The sequence below is a fragment of the Alkalicoccus luteus genome (assembly GCF_012034335.1).
In the GTDB taxonomy this organism is placed as follows: Bacteria; Bacillota; Bacilli; order Bacillales; family Salisediminibacteriaceae; genus Alkalicoccus; species Alkalicoccus luteus_A.
The window spans coordinates 55,299-76,322 of record NZ_JAATHJ010000003.1; the positions used below are offsets into that span (position 1 = coordinate 55,299).

At 48.9% G+C, this 21,024-nt stretch carries 19 protein-coding genes and 1 other RNA gene; 2 read left to right on the forward strand and 18 right to left on the reverse strand.

The features are described 5' to 3' along the window. Positions 1 to 51 precede the first annotated feature (51 nt). Positions 52 to 765 carry a 5'-methylthioadenosine/S-adenosylhomocysteine nucleosidase gene (mtnN, locus tag HCN83_RS02950; protein ID WP_168004834.1) on the reverse strand — a complete coding sequence of 238 codons (714 nt, stop codon included), beginning with the start codon at positions 763 to 765 and terminating at the stop codon, positions 52 to 54. A gap of 164 nt (positions 766 to 929) precedes the next feature. Between mtnN and HCN83_RS02955 the strand changes: the two genes are divergently transcribed. After that, positions 930 to 1,145, forward strand: a complete 216-nt coding sequence (locus HCN83_RS02955) for a DUF2536 family protein (protein ID WP_168004835.1) — start codon at positions 930 to 932, stop codon at positions 1,143 to 1,145. Between the two features lie 102 nt (positions 1,146 to 1,247). Here the strand turns inward: HCN83_RS02955 and HCN83_RS02960 are convergent, their stop codons facing one another. From HCN83_RS02960 to HCN83_RS03030, 15 genes are all read right to left on the reverse strand, one after another. Then, positions 1,248 to 2,012 (reverse strand): YrrS family protein, encoded by a 765-nt coding sequence (locus HCN83_RS02960; protein ID WP_343033641.1) that lies wholly within the window; start codon positions 2,010 to 2,012, stop codon positions 1,248 to 1,250. 194 nt (positions 2,013 to 2,206) lie between these two features. Beyond that, positions 2,207 to 2,677, reverse strand: coding sequence for a transcription elongation factor GreA (greA, locus tag HCN83_RS02965; RefSeq protein ID WP_168004836.1), 471 nt, complete (start codon positions 2,675 to 2,677; stop codon positions 2,207 to 2,209). Positions 2,678 to 2,859: 182 nt separating this feature from the next. Further along, positions 2,860 to 3,495 carry a uridine kinase gene (gene udk, locus HCN83_RS02970; RefSeq protein WP_168004837.1) on the reverse strand — a complete coding sequence of 212 codons (636 nt, stop codon included), beginning with the start codon at positions 3,493 to 3,495 and terminating at the stop codon, positions 2,860 to 2,862. A 39-nt stretch (positions 3,496 to 3,534) separates the two neighbouring features. After that, positions 3,535 to 4,200: an O-methyltransferase gene (locus HCN83_RS02975; protein ID WP_168004838.1), complete on the reverse strand. Its 666-nt coding sequence runs from the start codon at positions 4,198 to 4,200 to the stop codon at positions 3,535 to 3,537. Positions 4,201 to 4,272: 72 nt separating this feature from the next. Next, complete coding sequence (mltG, locus tag HCN83_RS02980; protein ID WP_168004839.1) at positions 4,273 to 5,400, reverse strand: endolytic transglycosylase MltG; 1,128 nt, start codon at positions 5,398 to 5,400, stop codon at positions 4,273 to 4,275. A 146-nt stretch (positions 5,401 to 5,546) separates the two neighbouring features. Continuing rightward, positions 5,547 to 5,864 (reverse strand): DUF1292 domain-containing protein, encoded by a 318-nt coding sequence (locus HCN83_RS02985; RefSeq protein ID WP_168004840.1) that lies wholly within the window; start codon positions 5,862 to 5,864, stop codon positions 5,547 to 5,549. Positions 5,865 to 5,880: 16 nt separating this feature from the next. Further along, the gene (gene ruvX, locus HCN83_RS02990) at positions 5,881 to 6,291 is read right to left on the reverse strand and encodes a Holliday junction resolvase RuvX (protein WP_168004841.1); all 411 of its coding nucleotides are present in this window, start codon (positions 6,289 to 6,291) and stop codon (positions 5,881 to 5,883) included. After that, on the reverse strand, positions 6,288 to 6,554 hold the full coding sequence (locus HCN83_RS02995; RefSeq protein WP_168004842.1) for an IreB family regulatory phosphoprotein: 267 nt from the start codon (positions 6,552 to 6,554) through the stop codon (positions 6,288 to 6,290). The genes ruvX and HCN83_RS02995 overlap by 4 nt, the downstream gene beginning before the upstream one ends. Before the next feature lie 129 nt (positions 6,555 to 6,683). Continuing rightward, positions 6,684 to 9,314 carry an alanine--tRNA ligase gene (alaS, locus tag HCN83_RS03000; protein WP_168004843.1) on the reverse strand — a complete coding sequence of 877 codons (2,631 nt, stop codon included), beginning with the start codon at positions 9,312 to 9,314 and terminating at the stop codon, positions 6,684 to 6,686. A 286-nt stretch (positions 9,315 to 9,600) separates the two neighbouring features. Beyond that, the gene (recD2, locus tag HCN83_RS03005; RefSeq protein ID WP_168004844.1) at positions 9,601 to 11,877 is read right to left on the reverse strand and encodes an SF1B family DNA helicase RecD2; all 2,277 of its coding nucleotides are present in this window, start codon (positions 11,875 to 11,877) and stop codon (positions 9,601 to 9,603) included. Positions 11,878 to 11,889: 12 nt separating this feature from the next. After that, a complete protein-coding gene (locus HCN83_RS03010; RefSeq protein ID WP_168004845.1) occupies positions 11,890 to 12,552 on the reverse strand; it encodes a tetratricopeptide repeat protein in 663 nt (220 codons plus the stop codon). Between the two features lie 151 nt (positions 12,553 to 12,703). Then, entirely contained in the window at positions 12,704 to 13,807 is a 1,104-nt protein-coding gene (gene mnmA / locus HCN83_RS03015; protein WP_281351672.1) for a tRNA 2-thiouridine(34) synthase MnmA, read from the reverse strand. Between the two features lie 21 nt (positions 13,808 to 13,828). After that, positions 13,829 to 14,974, reverse strand: a complete 1,146-nt coding sequence (locus HCN83_RS03020; protein ID WP_168004846.1) for a cysteine desulfurase family protein — start codon at positions 14,972 to 14,974, stop codon at positions 13,829 to 13,831. A gap of 32 nt (positions 14,975 to 15,006) precedes the next feature. After that, the gene (gene cymR / locus HCN83_RS03025; protein WP_168004847.1) at positions 15,007 to 15,426 is read right to left on the reverse strand and encodes a cysteine metabolism transcriptional regulator CymR; all 420 of its coding nucleotides are present in this window, start codon (positions 15,424 to 15,426) and stop codon (positions 15,007 to 15,009) included. Then, on the reverse strand, positions 15,410 to 15,988 hold the full coding sequence (locus HCN83_RS03030; protein WP_168004979.1) for a YitT family protein: 579 nt from the start codon (positions 15,986 to 15,988) through the stop codon (positions 15,410 to 15,412). The genes cymR and HCN83_RS03030 overlap by 17 nt, the downstream gene beginning before the upstream one ends. Positions 15,989 to 16,199: 211 nt before the next feature. Between HCN83_RS03030 and HCN83_RS03035 the strand changes: the two genes are divergently transcribed. Next, a complete protein-coding gene (locus HCN83_RS03035) occupies positions 16,200 to 17,522 on the forward strand; it encodes an AAA family ATPase (RefSeq protein WP_168004848.1) in 1,323 nt (440 codons plus the stop codon). Between the two features lie 64 nt (positions 17,523 to 17,586). On the opposite strand, the gene ssrS is transcribed toward HCN83_RS03035, so the two are convergent. Further along, a non-coding RNA gene (gene ssrS / locus HCN83_RS03040) (6S RNA) lies at positions 17,587 to 17,766 on the reverse strand. 1,461 nt (positions 17,767 to 19,227) lie between these two features. Next, positions 19,228 to 21,021, reverse strand: coding sequence for an aspartate--tRNA ligase (aspS, locus tag HCN83_RS03045; RefSeq protein ID WP_168004849.1), 1,794 nt, complete (start codon positions 21,019 to 21,021; stop codon positions 19,228 to 19,230). Between the last annotated feature and the right edge of the window lie 3 nt (positions 21,022 to 21,024).

Consider the following 21,024-nt stretch of genomic DNA (forward strand, 5'->3'; position numbering starts at 1 on the left):
TGAGCCGGCGATGGATTGATCGTCGGCTCACGTTGTGTTTGTTTCACTTATTTATAACGATGCACTGTCTTTTCGTCGAAGATCCTCCAGCATTAAAAGCACCATGTTTGCCGAGTTTACTGAAGCTGTTTCTAGAAACTGATCATAGGACACTCGTGCATCCTGTCCTGCGATGTCTGATAACGCACGGATAATGACGAATGGGATTTCAAATTGATGGCATACGTGCGAAATAGCTCCAGCTTCCATTTCAGATGCATAAGGGTCCGCAAAACGACTGCGGATTAGTGTCGTCTGATCGTCACTGCTTATAAAGGAATCCCCTGAAACGATTAGCCCTTCCACCGCATGAGAACCAGCCTCCTCGACGCACTCTTTCGCCGTTTCGACGAGCATTGTATCCGGCATATAGAAAGCGGGCATGCGCGGAACCTGACCGAATTCGTATCCAAAGACGGTTGCATCCACATCGTTGTAGCGCACTTCTGTCGATACAACGACATCGCCGACCTTCAGTTCTTTATGAAAGCCGCCAGCTGAACCCGTGTTAATAATGTAATCTGGAAAGAACAGCTGAATCATCAGCGTGGTACTGATCGCAGCATTCACTTTTCCGATACCGGATTTCCCGATAATCGCATCAACGCCGCGCAGCTTTCCCTCAAAAAATTCACATCCTGCGATGAGCGTTTCACTGTAGTCGCCCATTTCTTCCTTTAGAAGCTCTACTTCTTCCTCCATCGCACCAATTACACCTATTCGCATCCCGATCTCTCCTTCAGTTTCTCTTTGCAACTTTTTCTATCTTAACGCACCGCCGGCTGCGGAGCAACTGCATCTTGGCAGGCATCCGCATATAAACACGTTTCACCTCTGTCTGTTTTCGATTATAATGACGTAGGATACACTCTAGAGAGGAGAAGTCGATCATGTTCATTACACCTGAATCGATCCATGATAAAATTGAATTTTTTCAGGAGGCGGATTTTAACGCGCTTGAATCGGCTATTCAACAAAAAATTGATGCTAACAGCACGCTTATGCTGGAGGTTCATCACGTTTCCTATGAGACCGTGCAGCTGCAGGACAGAAGACCTTACGTTACAGCGATGGTACATTTTAAACAAAAGAAACGAAAGACCTGATCCGCAGCTTTCCGACTCTGTTTCGGCAACCGCAAGCGAACGCTTAAAAGGCCGGGCGGCATACGAATGCCGCCCGGCCTTAATGCATCTCCGGTTCAGATGTTAGTTGTACGGATTGGAAGACAGTCTTGAGACATCGACCGGCATCCAGCCTTCATTTTCCACCCATTCAAGTTCAACTTGATAAGGGCTACTGTAATCTGTACCCCGTTCGCTTACCGTACCGACTGCAGACTGAGGGCTTCCCCCATTTTCCAGTCTCCAGATAATCAAATCATCTTCGTCATTTGGCAGGTCAGCTGCATACACAATGGCGCGAACCATTTCATCCCAGTTCACATGACTGCGGTCGAAAACAGGTTCAAACGGCTCCTCCTGCACGGTCCCGATCGGACCCCAGTCGCCTTCCTGATCCGTATTATACGCATCATCATTTTCCGTTAGATCCGCTTCGTTTCCGCCGCGGTCATTGTTTTCGTTGCTGCTGTTATTCTCATTGTTATCATCGTTCACATTCGCTTCATTGTTATTGCCGGCTTCATTTTCGTCAGCGTTGTTATTGCCGGCTTCGTTCGTATCGCCGTCGTTGTCATTTTCATCGTTGTTGAGATCGATGTTAATGGACTCGTTCTCCTCATTATTTCCGTTTTCACTGCCACCATTAAGATTAATATCCCCGTTGTCAGCCGAGTCGGCTACTTCCTGGGACGCTCCATCTTGTTCGGCTGCTTCATCAGTCCCGCCTGTAAACAGGCTGACGCTTACGACGACGATCAGCAGTGCTACAAGTCCAATGGATATATTTAATATCGAGTTCATTCGCTGTTTCTTTTTCACGTTTTGACGCTGCGGAATTTGACTGCTCACGTTGAAACACTCCTCCTTCGCCCACTCTTTTCCTTTTATTATAGATGATCCGTGCAGATAATTCGATAACCTTTCTTCCTATTCGGCGGTTTTTTTCTATATTTAGGACTTTTACGGCTCTCTTACGGTATTTTTACATAGTTTCGCTTTACAGACGAAAACCGGCCGCCTTAACAGGCAGACCGGTCTGTGAGTCAGTAAATCTTGATTATCTCGACTTTCATATCTCCGCCGGGCGTAGAAACAACAACCTGCTCGCCAATCTCACGACCAAAAAGACTTCTCGCCATTGGAGAATCGTTAGAAATTTTGCCTTCCAGCGGGTCTGCTTCCGCACGGCCTACAATCGTATACTCCTCTTCGTCACCGTCAGGAAGTTCTTTAAACTTTACGGTTTTACCAACTTGAACGGAAGACGTATTTGTATCTTCTTCGATGATTTCAGCGTTACGGATCATGGATTCCAACTGCTGAATGCGGCCTTCAACAAACGCCTGCTCTTCTTTAGCGGAATCGTACTCCGAGTTCTCAGAAAGGTCGCCGAAGCTTCTTGCGACTTTAATGCGCTCAACGACTTCTTTTCTTCTTTCTGTCTTCAAAAGCTCCAGTTCCTTCTCAAGCTTCTCTTTGCCTTCCTCCGTCATATAATGCTTTTCTTCTGTCATAGGTGTTCCTCTCCTTCGCACAAATCTGGCAGGCAGCGTTTTCAAAAATCAGTCACCGTATATACAGGGAAGCGCCCGGCGCATTCAGCACCGGGACGCCGGAAATACGTTACAAAAATGAAAATTCTATCCTGCGTTACAATTGTCATTATATAGAAAAAAGTCCTTTCTGCCAATAGGCTTTATAACATGGACTTTTCCTCCAGAATGGTTTTAATTTTCGTTACCATTAAGTCAATCGCCACGTGATTATGCCCGCCTTCAGGGACTATAATATCTGCATACCGTTTTGTAGGCTCAATAAACTGAAGATGCATCGGCCTTACAACGGATGTGTACTGATCAATGACGCTGTCAATTGTCCGGCCGCGTTCATTTATATCCCGCAGCAATCTCCGGATAATCCGCATATCAGAATCCGTATCGACAAACAGCTTTATGTCCATTAAGTCACGCAGCCTGCTGTCTTCCAGGATCATGATGCCTTCCAGAATAATAACATCTCTCGGCTGAACCGGGATCACACGTTCAGCACGTGTATGATTGGCATAATCATAAACCGGCTTATCAACTGCCTTGCCTTCCATCAGCTGATGAAGATGTTCGATCAGCAAATCGTTGTCGAATGCCAGCGGATGATCATAGTTCGTTTTTAAGCGCTCTTCCATCGGCAGATGCGTTTGATCTTTATAATACGCATCCTGTTCAATCATCAGAATGGAATGCTTCGGAAACTGATTGTATACTTCATTAGCCACCGTCGTCTTGCCGGAACCGGAGCCCCCTGTGACTCCAATAATAATGGGTTTATTATGCATATTGGCGATTCCTTTCACGTCATAGTACAAGAGTATAATTTACATGTCAACTGATGTGTTTTTTTCCTTCTTGCGTGCGGCAAGCAACCCGTCCCCGACCGGGAGGATCATCGTTTGAAATTGATCAGACGACATCAGACTTTCATTAAAAGACCGCAGTTTGTCTGACATATTTATGAACCTGCGGGACTCGGGCTCAGCAGTTCCCGGCACGTAGCCTCTGAAAAGCACGTTATCGGCTGTAATCAGGCCGCCTGGCTTTACCATCGGCTCAAACGTCCGAAAGAAAACATCGTAGCTTCCTTTTGCTGCGTCAATAAACAGCGCATCAAACGGGCCATATTGCGCTGCTTGCTGAGCTGATTCAACGGCATCTCCTCTGATCAGCTGAAACCGCTCTGTCAATCCTGCCTTTTTTACGTTCACTTCTGCTTCATAAGCACGAGCCTTGTCTCGTTCAATCGAAATGACCTCGAGCTCCGGAATTTCTTCTAGCAGACGGATAGCAGAATAGCCGACCGCTGTTCCAATCTCCAGAATGCGGGAAGTTCCGTTTATATGCAGCAGTGTAATAAGCGTATGCAGCGCTTCCCGGTCAATGACCGGGATATGACGACGGAGCGCGTCCTGCTCCAGTTCCGCAGAATAGCCGCTGTTTTGCGGAATAAGCTTTGTCAAATAGCCTCTGAGTGCATCCTGCTGCATAAATAAACTCTCCTTCGTTACAACCCGGGATATTCTATCACGGGTTTTTTCGAGTGTCAAAACTACTTTTCTCTATTGATACTGTCCAACCGTCTCCTGGTGCTGCTCATAGGTTTCGTTAAAGTAAATATCTCCCTCAGGTGAATGATAAAAATAGAGATAGCTGTGTTCTTCCGGATTTTCCACTGATTGTATGGAAGCAACTCCCGGATTATTAATCGGTCCTACCGGCAGTCCTGTCTGGTTGTACGTGTTATATGGAGATTCGATTTCCGTATCTTCATTGAAGGTCCGCGACAGTCTTTCTCCGTGCGCATAAGAAACCGTCGGATCCATCTGGAGCGGCATCGGTACGCGCATCCGGTTTTCAATCACACCAGAGATCATCGGGCGCTCCTCATCATTCTGTGCTTCACCTTCGATAATCGAAGCGGCGGTAAGAAGTTCGTGAACTGTATAATCGCTCTCACCGGTCAGGGCTGCGTTCAGCTCAGCCTGCATCCGGTCCAGCATCGCTTCGATGATTTCTTCCGGATCAGGATTTTCTTCGATAAAATCGTATCGTGCCGGGAAAAGATACCCTTCGAGAGGCTCCCGAATATCCTCGTCCAAAATTTCGTCTGTCAACATGTCATAACGGTCAATCAGCTCATTTAAATAGTTCTCGTCTCTTGCTGTACCGATGAGCTCCTCTGTTTCCAGACCTGATTCCTCAGCAGCGCGGGCAAAGATCTCTTCCGCCCAGAATCCCTCAGGAATTGTAAATGAGAGGGCATACTCTTCCTGCACAGAGCCTTCTTTTAATTCCTGTATAATATCATCGACACTCATTTCAGTGGAAAGCTGATAGGTGCCTGCCTGAAACCCGCTCTCATTTTGAAACCGAACATAGTAACGGAACATGGTGGAACTGGAGATAACGCCGTTATCTTCCAGCACTTCGGCAATTGTGTCGGTCCCTGAACCTATCGGAATTTCAACCTCAACTTCTTCCGGTTCTTCTTCATCAACCGGGCCGAGGGAAGCCATTACATATTGATAGGAGCCAAAAGCAACTGCAGCTGCAACAAGAATCATGAGCACCAGCAGTGAAAACACAATTTTTCGCACCAGTCCGGCTTCTTTTCGTCTTTCGTTTAGCAGCTTTTGATGCTGTTCGCGACGCTGTTGTTTCTTTTCTTCTTTTGATAGTTCTGTCATCCCAATCTCTCCCTCCGAGCCCGGCTGATGTCTGAATCGAACGCCGCTCTTACTGCTCCGGACAGCTGTCACACAAAACAGAGCGGCCCCCCTGAAGCATGCCGCTTCCGGAACCGCCCTGCTTCATCCTGCAGGCTGTTTTTATTTTACTGCTCTTCGTCCAGATCCTGAATCGTATTAAAAACTTCCTGGACCATATCCCACTCTTCTTCTGTTTCAATCGGGAACAACGAAAGGTCCTCGCCCCCGGTATCTTCATAGCGGAACGCGTGCACTTCTACCTCATCTTCGTCTGACTCTCCGGTTCCTTCCGGTGCAATAAGCACATAAGAGTGACCTGTCTGCGGATTATCGAATTCCAGCACCTTTTCAAACAGATGCTCGTCACCTGTTTCCTGATCCGGAATAATGATCCGGTTGTCATCTTCAGCAGGTTTTCTGATTTTCAGATCGGAATCTGCCATTGTATCATTCGCTCCTTTACGGTCTGCTGTCCAGATAATTTTGCAAAATCATAACAGCAGCCATTTTATCGATTACTTTCTTCCGCTTCTTGCGGCTGACATCCGCCCCGACCAGCATTTTTTCAGCTGCTGATGTCGACAGACGCTCATCCCACATTTCTACGGGTAACTCCAATTCCCTTCTAATCATTTCTGCAAACGCCATACAAAGCTCGGCGCTCGGACCGAGCGTGCCGTTCATGTTTTTTGGAAGTCCGACAACGACTGCAGACACCTCATGTTCTGAAAACAGCTGCTTCAGCTCATGCAGATCTGTCTCTTCATCGGTGCGGCGGACTGTTTTTACGCCTTGCGCTGTCCAGCCGAAGGCGTCACTAACTGCGACGCCGATCGTTTTCGTGCCGACATCCAGTCCAGCTGTTCTCATGCTTTGTTTCCATCTTTCAAATAAGAACGGACCAGTGCTTCAATCATTTCATCGCGCTCAAGACGACGAATCATCGTGCGTGCTTCGTTATGGCGCGGAATGTAAGCAGGATCTCCGGAAAGAAGATAGCCGACGATCTGATTGATCGGATTATAGCCTTTTTCTTCAAGTGACCCGTATACACTCTCAAGCACTTCACGTACTTGTCTGTCCATCGAGTCGTCGTTAAAGTTAAATTTCATTGTTTTATCCATGGAACTCATAGCTTCCCCGCCTTTCTATCGTGCCGGATGGTTTTCCATGCCCGGCTCAGCCCGCAGATAATTATATGCGGGCATACCGGCTTTGTTTCTATTCTAGTACGAATCCGGAGAGAAGTACATGCTTCTTCCCTATGCTGTCACAATTTCTGACACTTTATTCAGTGCTTCCGGTATTTTTGAGGCATCTTTAGCACCGGCCTGAGCCATGTCAGGACGTCCGCCGCCACCACCGCCGCATACTGCCGCGACTTCCTTAATCAATTTTCCGGCATGATACCCTTCTTTTACAAGATCTGGAGAAACCGCTGCAACAAAGCTGACTTTTCCACCATGAGCCGCACCCAGCACCAAAATGCCGGAATCCATTTTTTCTTTCAATGAATCTGCGAGACTTCTCAGCGCATTCATATCCGGTGCCTCCACTTGTTCTGCAAGCACAGAGACGCCGTTTACAGTTTCTGCCCGGTCCAGAATAGATGCTGCTTCCATTCGGCTGATGCGTGACGTGAGCGATTCGTTTTCTCTTTCTGATTCACGCAGCTGCTGCTGAAGGAGAGAAATACGCTGCGGAACTTCTTCCGCATTCGTTTTAAGGGCAGCGGCGGCCTGCAGCAGGACGTTTTCCCGTTCTTTCATATACTCGTACGCTTTTTGACCAGTTACGGCTTCAATTCGTCTGATGCCGGCACCTATGCCGCCCTCAGACACTATTTTAAATAAGCCGATTTCAGCCGTTGATTCTACGTGACAGCCACCGCAAAGCTCCAGACTGTAGTCTTCCATCTGCACTACACGCACATTGCTGGAGTATTTTTCACCAAACAGCGCCATTGCGCCCATCTCTTTCGCCTGATCGAGGCTTGTTTCAAAGATCTGCACCGGGATGCCGTTCCAGATTTTTTCGTTTACAATTGCTTCTATCTTCTCTTTTTCATCGGTGCTCATCGGGCCGAAGTGAGAAAAATCAAATCGGAGTCTGCCCGGCTCGACTAATGACCCGGCCTGATTCACATGCTCACCCAGTACATCTTTTAATGCCTGGTGCATCAGATGTGTAGCTGAATGGTTTTTAACGATATCGCGCCGGCGTTTTCCAGCTACTTCTGCTGTGACCTCTGAACCGGTTGAAACGGTACCGGATACAACAGTTGCTTCATGCAAATGCTGTCCATTCGGTGCTTTCTGAACGTCGGTGACATCAAGTTCACCACGGTTGCTGACAATGCGGCCTGTATCTGCTGTTTGTCCGCCGCTCTCTGCATAAAACGGCGTTTCACTCAGCATCACGTGCACGCGGTCGCCTTCCTGCACCATATCGGTACGGGCGCCGTCTTTAATAATGGCTGTAACAGTCCCGGCTGCTGTTAATGTGTTATAGCCGGTAAATAGAGATGGCTCTGTAATAGCTCCGAGTACTTCATCCTGCTGCTGCATCGACCCGGACTCCTGGCGTGCTGCACGTGCCCGGTCACGCTGTTTTTTCATCTCAGCTTCAAAGCCGTCACGGTCCGCTTTCAAGCCTGCTTCTTCCGCATATTCTTCCGTCAGATCAACCGGGAAACCATACGTATCGTAAAGCTTAAACATACCCGGTCCGTCGAGCGTTTCACTGCCGGATGCTTTTGCGTCTGCGATCATTTGCTGCAGCATCGACAGCCCTTCATGGAGGGTTTCATGGAATCGCTCTTCCTCGTTTTTAATGACCTTTTGTATAAACTCGGATTTTTGCAGCACTTCAGGATAAAAGTCCTGCATGATGTCTCCGACTACCGGAACGAGCCGGTACATAAACGGCTCATTAATCCCAAGTGCTTTCGCATACCGGACCGCACGGCGCAGCAGTCTTCTGAGAACATAGCCGCGTCCTTCATTGGAAGGCAGCGCACCGTCACCGACAGCAAACGTTACTGTTCGGATGTGGTCGGCCACTACTTTGAATGCCGTATCCATCTCGCTGTTCTCGCCGTAGGATTTACCTGAAATAGATGCTGTTTCACGGATGATCGGTACAAACAAATCGGTATCGAAGTTTGTTTTTGCATCCTGAATGACAGATACCATTCTCTCCAGACCCATTCCTGTATCGATGTTTTTCTTCGGAAGCGGCGTGTAGCTGCCGTCGCTGTTATGATTAAACTGAGAAAAAACAAGGTTCCAAATTTCCAAATGACGTTCATTTTCTCCGCCCGGAAACATTTCCGGATCAGTTGGATCATCACCGTAAGCAGGACCGCGGTCGTAAAAAATTTCCGTGTTTGGTCCGCACGGGCCTTCCCCGATATCCCAAAAATTTTCTTCCAGTCTGATAATCCGCTCTTCGGGAAGTCCGACTTCTTCGTGCCAGATTTGGAACGCTTCATCGTCTTCCGGATAAATTGTAACCGCGAGTTTCTCTGGATCAAATCCGATCCATTTCTCATCCGTCAGAAACTCCCAGGCCCAGTGAATCGCTTCTTTTTTAAAGTATTCCCCGATTGAAAAATTACCGAGCATTTCAAAAAATGTATGATGCCTAGCTGTTTTTCCTACGTTCTCAATGTCGTTCGTCCGTATTGATTTTTGTGCATTGACGATACGCGGATTGTCAGGAATAACCCTTCCGTCAAAGTATTTCTTTAACGTGGCAACCCCGCTGTTAATCCAAAGCAGGGACGGATCTTCGTGCGGGACGAGTGAAGCACTTGGCTCCACCGCGTGCTGCTTTTCCTTAAAGAAATCGAGATACATTTGTCTTACCTGTGCAGATGTCAATTGTTTCATCGTTCATCTCCTCCTCGCTGTATGCATAAAAAAATCCCGTCTCCCGGCTGCTTGCCAGGGACGAGATGCTCGCGGTACCACCCTTGTTACAGACGTGTGTCTGTCGCTCAAAAGTGCATAACGGGCACGTGCCGGCAGGTTTTTCCTGCACTCGGGAGCAGCAGCTGCAGTTCTTCTCCGAAGACTTCTTCCAGCCTTGGAAGTCTTTCTCTGGCAGAGGGCTTCTGCAGCATTCTCCTTCATCGTCTTAGCTTATATCCGATTCATATTATAGAGATAGTTTCTATCAGCTGTCAAACGAATTTTCTTTTTTGGCGTCGTCCAGCCGCTCCTGAAGCGAGGTAAAGCGGAGCAGCTCCTGCTCAGCCTGGACGGCTCTGTTCAGTGCATCCCACTCCCCGCAGAGCAGCAGAAATTCACGTGCTCTCGTAATACCGGTATAGATCAGCTTTCTGCGGAGCATCCGGCTGTAGCTTCGTACGACTGGCATCACGACGATCGGGAACTCGCTTCCCTGTGACTTATGAATTGAGCAGCAATAAGCGTGGGTAATCTGCGACAGCTCAGACCTTCCGTACGTTACTTCCGTTCCGTCAAACGAAATGACAATCTGCATTTTTTTATCCGTCGTTTCTTTCTCAGTCAGAATAGCCACGATTTCGCCGCGGTCGCCGTTAAACACATTTTCTTCCGGGTTATTGACGAGCTGGAGCACAACATCTCCTTTGCGGTAAACGACTTCCCCGTACTGCACTTCTCTCACCTTTCCGGTTTTCGGATTAAACAGCTCCTGCAGCATCGTGTTGAGCTTTGTGATGCCGGCCGGTCCTTTATACATTGGAGCGAGCACCTGAACATCCTTTGCGGTATACCCTTTCGCCTTAGCTCCGCTGCATATTTTCTTCACTGCATCTTCGACGGAATCGGTCCGGCACGGGAAAAAGCGAAGGTCTCTGCTGGACGTATCGATCCGCTCAGGCAATACGCCTGCTTTCACTTCGTGTGAGAACGTGATGATATGAGAGTCTTCAGACTGCCGGTAAATGTCCGTTAGTCTCACAACCGGAATCAGCTCTGAAGCCAGCAAATCCGTCATTACTTGACCAGGTCCGACGGAAGGAAGCTGATCTTCATCTCCAACGATCAGAACCTGCATACCTGAAGGAACCGCTTTGAACAGCTGATTTGCAAGCCACGTGTCGACCATCGACATTTCATCCAAGATCAGCAAACGGCCCTCAAGCTGGTTTTCTTCATCCTTGTCAAATCCTTCTTCTTCGCTCCCTTTATACCCGAGCAGCCGGTGAATGGTCGATGCCTGCAGACCGGTGGATTCTGTCATCCGCTTTGCAGCTCTTCCCGTTGGTGCAGCAAGCATAAAGGGAAAAGCTTCTTTATTGCCCCTGTAATCATCACGGTTCAAAGAGAGACCATGCAGCTCAGCGAATACTTCCAGCACGCCTTTAATAACGGTCGTTTTTCCTGTACCGGGTCCGCCCGTCAGCATCATCAGCGACGCTGAAACAGCCGTTTCCACGGCAAGCTTTTGCGAAGGTGCGTACGTAATATTGTGGGTGTCCTCCACTTTCCCGAGTGCTTTGTCGAGCTCGGCGTCCGGAAAATCATCGGGTTTTTCCTGACGCAGCAGCCTGTTCAGATTTGTGGCAATGCCCTGCTCCGCATAAAACAGCGATGGAATATACAAGCGCCCCCCGGCTTCATCAAGAACCACTTTCTCTTCTTCGTTCAATTCGACGGTTACGTTTCCAAGATTCTCAGCGTCAATCGTCTCACCATCACGCGTCAGCAGCTCCAGTGCCCCTTCCAACACGTGTTCCAGCTTCACAAACACATGTCCTTCGTTCAGGCTTTGTTCATATAATACGTATAAAACGGCAGCCTTCAGCCGGTCCGGGTGATCTCCGGTGACTCCCTGCTTCTGTCCGAGCTGATCGGCTTTTATGAATCCGACCCCTTCCACGTCTCCAACCATCTGATACGGATTTTCTTCGATGATGCGCAGCGCATCCGTCTGGTAGGTTTGATAAATTTTAACCGACAGCTTCAAACCGAAACCGTACTCATAAAGCCGCATCAGCACTTCTTCGATGCCTTGATCCTCCTGCAGCTGCTTGTAAATCAAATCTGCTTTTTCACTGTCCAGTTTTGGAATCTCAGCAAGTCTGGATGGCTTCTCAAGAATCATCGAGATCGCGTTCGTGCCGAAAGCCTCCACGATTGCTGAAGCGGTTTTTTTGCCGATTCCGGGGAAACGGTCGCTTGAAAAATACAGCATCAGCCCGTTATGCGTATCCGGCATTTCCTTTTTGTATGTATCAAACGCAAACTGCTTGCCGAAACGTGGATGCTCTTTCATAAAACCGGAAAACGTATACACCGTCTCCCGGTCCGGTTTTGCCATCAGCCCGACGACGACCGTTTCTTTTTCTGTCAGTTCTTCGGAGGACTGGATGATTTTTAATTTTGCGACCGTGTAAAGAGAATCCTCCTGGTGATAAATGACGTGAGAGATTTCTCCTTTCACAAACTCCTTTTCCTCCATACAGGGACCTCCCTATTCGCGGCCGAGAATTTTCAGCATCTGCTTTTGTCCGTTTGCAGCTAATGCATGCTCAGGCTGGACGTCAAGCGCTTTTCCAAACAGCTCCAGCGCTTTTTCCGCATCGTCACGGTAAGCCCACGAGACGCCGAGGTTAAACATAGCGTCGGCATGCTCAGGTTCAAGCTCAAGAACAGCTTCGAACTCGTTAAACGCCAGCTCCACCTGCTCAGTTTGCGCCAGTGCAAGTCCATATTGAAAACGTGCCTCAGCGTCGGCCGGATTCAGCTCACATGCTCTTGATAACGGAGCAAGCGATCTGAGAGTTTCTCCTGCCTGAAAAAAACTCATGCCGAGCATGTAATACACATCGGCCTGCTCCAGGCCTGCCTGTACAGCCTTCTGATAAACCAGTATGGCATCCTGAAATTTATCCTGATTGTAGTAAAGGTTTCCAAGCCCGTAGTACGCCGTTCCTGCTTCACTGTTTAGCTCGATCGCTTTTTCGTAAAAGACTGCTGCGCGCTCTTCTTCATTTACCGCAGCAAGCAGATTGCCAAAGTTAATAAACGCCGTGTCATCGTCAGGATTTTCTTCAATTGCTTCATTCAACAGTTTCGCTGCCTCTTCGATATTTCCTTCCTGCATTTCCTGTACTGCCTTTGCGTTTTTATCCATGAGAAGTACCTGCCTTCCTGAATCTGTCCTTCATGTTTGTTATCATGTCACTTAGTCTTTTTGCCCGGCATTCATACCGGCAGAATGTGACGCTGCTCCTTAAAAAGGGCAACAGGTTCATGACCCGGGCCATGAACCTGATGCCGCTCTGTTATAAAGAAAGGGCAGCTGCTTTATAAACCTGGTCAATCGTGCCGCCGCCGAGGCAGACATCCCCATCATAAAATACGACATACTGGCCCGGCGTTACAGCGCGCTCCGGCTCTGCGAATGTTACATCCGCTGATCCGTCTTCGTTTACGGTCACGGTAACCGGCTTATCTTCCTGACGGTAGCGGAATTTCGCCGTACAGCTGAACGACTCTGAAGGTGCCGCTCCGGAAATCCAGTTGACGCTCTCTGCTTTAAGGGCTTCGGAATAAAGCAGGGGATGATGATACCCCTGCCCAACGATTAAGACGTTGCGCTCCAGATCTTTATCGACAACGAACCAAGGTTCACCTGCGCCGCCGATACCAAGCCCTTGACGTTGCCCGAGCGTATAGTACATGAGTCCTTCATGCGTTCCTTTGACTTCTCCCTCCAGCGTTTCCATCGTTCCGCTTTTAGCCGGTAGAAACTGCATGAGAAATTCCTTGAAGTTTCTCTCGCCGATAAAGCAGATGCCGGTGCTGTCTTTTTTCGCAGCTGTTGCAAGCTCTGCCTTTTTCGCAATATCGCGAACCTCCGGCTTTGGAAGGTTCCCAAGCGGAAACATCACTCTGCTCAGCTGCTCCTGGCTTAGAGCATTCAGAAAGTACGTCTGATCCTTATTGCTGTCGACTCCTTTCAGAAGCTTCACCTCTCCGTTCTCAACCGTTTTACGGGCATAGTGACCGGTAGCAACGTAATCTGCTCCAAGTGCCATCGCATGATCCAGAAATGCCTTGAATTTAATTTCCTTGTTGCACATGACGTCCGGATTCGGCGTCCTGCCTGCTTTATATTCATCAAGAAAATATGAAAACACGTTGTCCCAGTATTCTTTTTCAAAATTAACCGTGTAATACGGTATACCAAGCTGATCAGCTACCGCAGCCACATCCTCGTAATCTTCTGTAGCGGAGCAAAATCCGCTTTCGTCGCTGTCGTCCCAGTTTTTCATAAAAATACCGACGACATCATAGCCTTCTTCTTTTAGAAGGTGGGCTGTAACCGAGGAGTCAACGCCGCCCGACATGCCGACAACTACTCTGATTTCTGCGTTGTCTGCCAAAGCAGACACCTCCTTGTTTCATTAATTAAGCATCTTCATACGCTGGAGAACACGTAAAAGCGTCTCCGCTGTTCTGTTGATCTGCTCGTCTGTCGTTCCAAGTCCGAAGCTGAAACGGACTGCTGATCGTCCGCGTTCGCTGTCCCCGTGCATCGCTGTCAGAACATGCGAGGCTTCAATTGATCCTGCTGTACAAGCCGAACCGCTCGAGACCGCAATTCCTTCTAAATCCAGATTCATAAGCAGCTGCTCCACATTCGCGCCGGGAAAGCTGATGTTCAGCACGTTTGAAAGCCGCTCCTCCGGATGACCATTCACTACTGCTTCCGCTCCGCCGTGTTCAAGCTGAGTAAGCAGCAGTCTTCTGAAACGCTCCTGCTCCGTCTGCTTTAGTTCCATCTCCTCAAGCGTGAGCCTGAGAGCCTCTGCCATCCCTGCCGCAAGGGCTGTGCTTTCCGTGCCAGCGCGGCGTTTTCGTTCCTGTGATCCCCCGTGAAGAAGAGGTGAGAGCTGAATACCCTTTCGAACATATAAAAAGCCCGTTCCATTCGGACCGTTAAATTTATGGGCAGAAGCAGCCAGCATATCTACCCCGAGGTCGCTGACATGAATCTCTCGTTTTCCTACAGCCTGAACGGCATCTGTATGGAAAACAGCTTGATGCTCTTTTAGACGGTCACCTATGGCCTGGATAGGCTGAACTACGCCTGTCTCATTGTTTGCAGTCATCAGGCTTACGAGAATGGTGTCGTCACGCAATGCCTCCTCCAGCTCTTCCATCCGAATCAGCCCTGAGCTGTCCACGTTTAAATACGTCACAGAAAAGCCTTCTTTTTCTAACGCTTGACACGCGTGCAGAACGCCGTGATGCTCCGTTACAGCTGTAATAATGTGACGTCCGAGATGATGATGGTTTCTGGCGTATCCCATAATTGCCAGATTGTCTGCCTCGGTACCTCCAGCAGTCAGCACAATCTCCTCTGCAGAGGCTCCAACGGCATCCGCAAGTATTCTTCTGGCACGCTGCAGCGCTGCTTTTGATTCACGGCCATAATGATGCGTGCTCGACGGGTTGCCGAAGACGCTCGTGAAATACGGCATCATCGCCTCAGCTGCCTTTGGATGCACCGGAGTGGTTGCTGCATGATCCAGGTAAATCCGTTCCATTTGTGGTTCTTCCTTTCTGTTCATAAATAAAGCTAGATATAGAACATATAGTTATCCTGGCTGCCTTCATCTTTAAAATTAGCCAGGTCGTCAAGTGTCGTAGAATCGAGAACATCTTTTACTGCGTCTCTGATTTTAATCCATAAATCCCGCTTGGCCGGTTCCTCATCGTCAATGATCTCGACGGGCGTAATCGGCCCTTCAAGCACACGGATAATATCTCCTGCCGTAATCGTTTCCGGATCTTTAGCGAGCATATATCCCCCGTAAGCCCCTCTGACACTTTTTACGAGCATCGCATTGCGAAGCGGTGCGATCAGCTGTTCCAGGTAATGTTCAGATAACGAATGTTCCTTTGCAATAGACTTTAGTGAGATCGGTCCTTCACCGTGTTTTTTGGAAAGTGCAATCATAATGGTAAGTCCATAGCGTCCTTTAGTTGATATTTTCAACGGTCATCCCTCTTTCCCTCAGTCTGTTCATCCATTTAGCACAATAGTTCAGCGAGAAGCCGGTGATGTGACCGATCGTCAGGCTGAATAAGATCGTTCCGACAAACACCGGTCCGCCGAGCATCCATCCGGCAATCAATACGATTACTTCCATATAAATACGGACTCGTGCGACCGTGGCCCCGGTTTTTTCAGAGAGTGCAAGCATGACGCTGTCTCTCGGGCCGGCTCCGCACTGCGGAGAAATATAGAGTCCGATTCCAAATCCCATAATGACGATACCTGCTGCGAGCATAATCAGCTGGGCTCCAAACATAGCAGGGGTTCCAAGCAAAAATAAAAAGATATCCACGAAAATACCGACGAGCAGCATATTAGCATAAGCTCCGGCTTTCGGGAGTTCTTTTAGCATAACAGACGCTGCAGCCAGCAGCAGAAAGCCCATGATGATTGTCCACGTTCCGACGGTCAGTCCAAACTGGTTCATCAGGCCGATATGAAGTACATCCCACGGGGCGCTCCCCAATTCAGCCCGTATCATAAGAGCGATTCCGAAGCTCATGACAATCAGGCCTGCCGTAAAGACGCTCCAGCGGAAAAAGGAGCTGTCAGCCAGCGGACGATTTCTCAATAGTATCTCCTTCTTCCTCTGATTCTGCAGTCTATTATAGCATGAATCTAAATACCTTTATATGACGCCATTTGCATTTTATCTGTGTTTCGATAGAATTGCAATGAGACTGCACCCAGGCGTGCGGAAAAGAGGGATGAACATGGATCTGTTTGATCAGCAAGCCGGAAAACCGCCAAAAGGCCCGCTTGCATCCAGAATGAGACCGGCAGCACTCAACGAAATCCGCGGTCAGGAACACATTATCGGCGAAGGCAGGCTGCTTCGGCGTGCGGTCGAAGCAGACCGGCTGTCAGCTATGATTTTTCACGGTCCTCCGGGAACAGGTAAAACGACGATGGCACGAGTGATTGCTAATACAACATCTGCTGCTTTCGTACAGCTGAATGCTGTCACTGCCGGTGTCAAGGATATAAAAGATGTCACTTCTGCAGCTAAAGACAGACTGAAGTTTGACGAACGCCAGACCGTATTATTCATTGATGAAATTCACCGCTTTAATAAAAGCCAGCAGGACGCTCTGCTTCCACACGTTGAGGATGGAACCGTGATCTTAATAGGCGCTACTACTGAAAATCCTATGTTTGAAGTAAACGATGCCCTGCTGTCAAGATCCAGGCTGTTCCGTCTGGAGAGGCTTTCTGATGAGGCTGTAAAGCAGGTGCTGGACGAGGCGCTGACCGATAAAGAACGGGGATTTGGAGCATACGATATTACAATCGAAGAAGAAGCTATGGAGCACCTTATCCAGACCGCCCAGGGAGATGCCCGCACGGCTTTAAACGCGCTCGAGCTTGCTGTGCTTACGACTAATCCGGATGATCAAGGCGTCATAGTGATCAACTTGGAAGCTGCTGAGGAATCGATTCAAAAGCGGACCGTTCAATACGATAAAAAAGGAGACAATCATTACGATACTGTCTCTGCATTTATTAAAAGCATTCGCGGATCAGATCCCGATGCCACGCTTTACTGGCTAGCGAAAATGATTTATGCAGGAGAGGATCCCCGATTTATCGCCCGGAGACTTTACGTTCACGCAGCTGAAGATATCGGACTCGCTGATCCGAACGCGCTTTTAATTGCAGAAGCAGCTTTTCAGGCAGTGGAATTTATCGGCATGCCGGAAGCACGCATTCCGCTGGCAGAAGCGGCACTTTACCTCGCGACTGCACCTAAAAGCAATGCTGTCATCAAAGGCATCGATGACGCCCTGAAAGCAGTCGAAAAGGAGAAAACTGGCGAGGTGCCCGTTCACCTGAGAGATGCTCATTATAAAGGAGCTTCTCGCCTTGGCCATGGCGAAGGTTATTTATACCCGCATCACTATGAGCACCATTACGTCGTGCAGCAATATCTGCCCGATCATATGAAGAAGCGCCGTTTTTACACACCGTCGATTAATGGCTATGAAAAAACCGTACAAAAACGTCTTGATTATTTTGACTCTCGTAGAAATAGCTGAAAACAATAAAAAGCTGATTTACTAAAGGCACACAAACCTTAGTAAATCAGCTTTTTTGGAACATAAGAGTCCCATTATGCCGCAGCGTTAACTCGCTTTGAACCTGCCCTGGCAGGTGGGTGCCCTGTCCACAGGGCCGGACGTCCCGGCATTGCGGGCATGTCCATTCCGGCGGAACCCTCAGGCTCCCAATGTAAAAATGTTGGCTCAAAACCGTCTATTTACGCGTACATCTCAGGACTCTTACAGTTGATAACGCTGAGTACGGTTTCATCATAGCGCACGTAAATGGAAAATGCAAGCTATATAACAAAAAATTCTGTCAATTTATTTCACAAAATAATGACGTTGTTGACATTATTTAGAACCCCTATAAAAGACATGCTTAAGCGCTTATCCGGCTCACGGTTCTCAATCTGCTGTAAAAGCCCGTCTGCTTGTGCGAGTGCTGGAGCTGCAGAAAGGCGAATGCTTTTCTGGCTGTTGACAAAGTCAATCTGCTTACATGTTTATTCGTTTGGTTGTATTCCCCTCCGCTTACCGATCCTGCCGTGGGCTTGCCAGCTACTTCTCAGGGTAACCCCTGTACGCGTTCATTCCGTTCAAGATCGAACGGAATTGAATCTTCAGGCTGCTTGTTGCGTCCCCGCCGGACACGCCGGTGAAACGGATCTGTTTGTCAGCGAAAGACGACACGATCGGTTGGCACGTCTTCCCTTCTGCTCTCATCGTGAAGACGTTGAAGCAATGGTATCTCTATTGTTCATAGAAACGTCCCATAGGTAAGATTCCATCCGTATGGAGCAAGCTCGTGCTAATCATAAACAGATGGTTGAAACGTACTGCCAGCTGCCGGCATCGAAGGGCCTCGACTCCGAGAGGATCAGAACGAGGCGAAGATCCAGCGCTTCCGACGCAAGGAAGAAGCGATTAGCTGAGCCCGTTCCCTCCGGAAAGCGAGTGCCCGTAGATACAGGCAGATGCAACATGATTCACCTATACCGACTTTGTCTAATCGAGTAGAAGGGGGTGGCTAACCCCCGTCCTCTCACACCACCGTGCGTACGGATCTCGTACACGGCGGTTCGATGGCATCTTCCTTCCTTGTCGCTTCCCCGCAAAGGTTGCTACACGCTCTCCCAGTACGTTCGATTTCCACTCTATCCTTCCGGGAGCAGCCGGAAATTCAATTCCGTTGTCTGTGATCATCACAACTTCACACGTCTGCGGACATGGAGATACCAACCGTCAAGTCCTTCCCTCGTTTCCCTTTTCAGGGATCGTCCCCGGTACTATGACTTGAACTGACTTCTGTATGTTCAGGATTGCCTCACGGTAATCGTTACTCGTTAGAGCATTCCATACAGATCTCCCCGGGTAAGTCTGACCGCTTTCCACTCGTCGGCACAGAATTTACTGAACGGGATTCGGGCAATGTGGGATTTCGTCTTGGCTGGCAGACTCATCCCTCCCTATTCAGCCTTGTATCCTGTTTCTGTTCGTTACCGCGTGTGTTTGCGTCCGGCTTCCTTCAGATTCCGGGTCGCCCCGGACACCCTTGCCATTCGCTAACGGTTCCCATTGCCAAGCCCGTAGTGGACTTTCACCACCAAGCTGCCAGACATGCCGGGCACACCAGTCTGAAGCCGGCAATCATTCGATTGCCGGCTCTTCATTCTGATTCTTTTTTAGTGTAGTGCCTGAATTAGCCCTGCTTCGATTCGGCTGACTGTTTTTCTTTAACAGAAAGATTCAGCTCATCCAGCTTGGCTTGTTCCACCGGTGATGGTGCATTGGTCAGCAAACAGCCTGCACTCGCTGTTTTTGGAAACGCAATTGTGTCCCGCAGGTTGGTGCGGTCTGCAAGAATCATCACCAGCCGGTCGAGGCCGAGCGCGATTCCGCCATGAGGCGGCGTACCGTATTCGAATGCATCGAGTAAAAATCCGAATTGCTCATACGCTTCTTCTTTTGAAAATCCAAGTGCCGCGAACATATCTTCCTGAAGCCCGCGTTCGAATATACGCTGAGATCCTCCGCCAAGCTCATATCCGTTTAAGACGAGGTCATACGCCTCTGCGCGAACTTTTTCAGGCGCTTCTGTAAGCAGGTGCTCATCTTCCCTTACAGGTCTTGTAAACGGATGGTGTTCTGCCGCATAGCGGCCTTCTTCTTCATCGTAGGAAAGCAGCGGAAATTCTGTCACCCAGAGAAAGTCAAACGTTCCAGGTTCAACGAGCTTCAGGTCTTTTGCAAATTTCGTACGCAGGGCGCCAAGCACGTCCCAGACGACCTGAAGCTTATCAGCTGCAAACAAGAGGATGTCCTGCGGCTCAGCCTGAAAAGCATCCTTTATCGCCTGCGCTTTGTCTTCATCAAAAAATTTCGCAATCGGGCCTTTCAATGCTCCTGCCTCATCCACTTTCAGCCAGGCCAGACCTTTTGCTCCGTAAATTGCTGCAAACGAGCTCAGCTCATCCAGGTCTTTACGGGAGTAGTTCGGAGCTTCTGCTTTTACACAAATACCTTTTACTGCTCCGCCTGACTTGACTGCACCTGAAAACACTTTAAAGTCTGTGTCTTTTACGATGTCTGAAACATCTGTCAGCTCCATGCCGAAGCGGGTGTCCGGCTTGTCAGAACCGTAGCGGTTCATTGCTTCACGATGCGTCAGCCGCTTAAATGGCGCTTTCACTTCCACTCCCCTAAGTTCACTTACAAGTTTCTGCATCATTTTCTCTGTCATTCCGAGCAGCTCTTCTTTCGGCATGAAGGATGCTTCGATGTCCACCTGCGTAAATTCCGGCTGGCGGTCCGCACGAAGGTCCTCATCACGGAAGCACCGGGCAATCTGGAAGTACCGCTCAAATCCCGAAACCATCAGCAGCTGCTTAAACAGCTGCGGAGACTGCGGCAGGGCGTAAAACTCACCGTGATGCACACGGGAAGGCACCAGATAATCACGAGCCCCTTCAGGCGTGCTCTTCGTCAGCATCGGAGTTTCCATTTCCATAAAGCTTTGTTCATCGAGGAAATCACGAATCAGCTTCGTCGTTCTGCTTCTCAGCTTCATCGTTTCCTGCATAGCAGGTCGTCTCAAGTCCAGATAGCGGTACTTCAACCGCACGTCTTCATTCAGCTCAGCCGTATCTTCTACAACGAAAGGAAGTCCTTTTGCTGCGTTAAGGACACGGATCGCAGATATCATGACTTCAATCCGGCCGGTCGAAATTTTCGGATTAACGTTTGCTTCATCCCGCTCCAAAACGGTGCCTTCCACTTCAATAACATATTCGCTTCTGACATCTTCAGCTATTCTGAGTGCTTCCGGATTTTCTTCTCCGTTGAAAACAATCTGTACCTGGCCGCTCCGATCGCGTAGATCAATAAAAATGACTTGTCCCAGGTCGCGCCGTTTTTTCACCCATCCCTGCAGGACGACGCTGCTTCCTGTTAATGCTTCAGACAATTCTCCGCATACGTGTGTTCGCTGTCCCATTAT

Excerpts from the sequence above, each read along its gene's own strand:
- HCN83_RS03010 (WP_168004845.1), bottom strand. The coding sequence starts at position 12,552 with ATGGATAAAAACGCAAAGGCAGTACAGGAAATGCAGGAAGGAAATATC.
- HCN83_RS02985 (WP_168004840.1), bottom strand. The coding sequence starts at position 5,864 with ATGGCAGATTCCGATCTGAAAATCAGAAAACCTGCTGAAGATGACAAC.
- HCN83_RS03020 (WP_168004846.1), bottom strand. The coding sequence starts at position 14,974 with ATGGAACGGATTTACCTGGATCATGCAGCAACCACTCCGGTGCATCCA.
- HCN83_RS03030 (WP_168004979.1), bottom strand. The coding sequence starts at position 15,988 with ATGAGCTTCGGAATCGCTCTTATGATACGGGCTGAATTGGGGAGCGCC.
- aspS (WP_168004849.1), bottom strand. The coding sequence starts at position 21,021 with ATGGGACAGCGAACACACGTATGCGGAGAATTGTCTGAAGCATTAACA.
- HCN83_RS02975 (WP_168004838.1), bottom strand. The coding sequence starts at position 4,200 with ATGCAGCAGGATGCACTCAGAGGCTATTTGACAAAGCTTATTCCGCAA.
- HCN83_RS03035 (WP_168004848.1), top strand. The coding sequence starts at position 16,200 with ATGGATCTGTTTGATCAGCAAGCCGGAAAACCGCCAAAAGGCCCGCTT.
- recD2 (WP_168004844.1), bottom strand. The coding sequence starts at position 11,877 with ATGGAGGAAAAGGAGTTTGTGAAAGGAGAAATCTCTCACGTCATTTAT.
- greA (WP_168004836.1), bottom strand. The coding sequence starts at position 2,677 with ATGACAGAAGAAAAGCATTATATGACGGAGGAAGGCAAAGAGAAGCTT.
- mtnN (WP_168004834.1), bottom strand. The coding sequence starts at position 765 with ATGCGAATAGGTGTAATTGGTGCGATGGAGGAAGAAGTAGAGCTTCTA.
- mltG (WP_168004839.1), bottom strand. The coding sequence starts at position 5,400 with ATGACAGAACTATCAAAAGAAGAAAAGAAACAACAGCGTCGCGAACAG.
- alaS (WP_168004843.1), bottom strand. The coding sequence starts at position 9,314 with ATGAAACAATTGACATCTGCACAGGTAAGACAAATGTATCTCGATTTC.
- ruvX (WP_168004841.1), bottom strand. The coding sequence starts at position 6,291 with ATGAGAACAGCTGGACTGGATGTCGGCACGAAAACGATCGGCGTCGCA.
- udk (WP_168004837.1), bottom strand. The coding sequence starts at position 3,495 with ATGCATAATAAACCCATTATTATTGGAGTCACAGGGGGCTCCGGTTCC.
- HCN83_RS02995 (WP_168004842.1), bottom strand. The coding sequence starts at position 6,554 with ATGAGTTCCATGGATAAAACAATGAAATTTAACTTTAACGACGACTCG.
- HCN83_RS02955 (WP_168004835.1), top strand. The coding sequence starts at position 930 with ATGTTCATTACACCTGAATCGATCCATGATAAAATTGAATTTTTTCAG.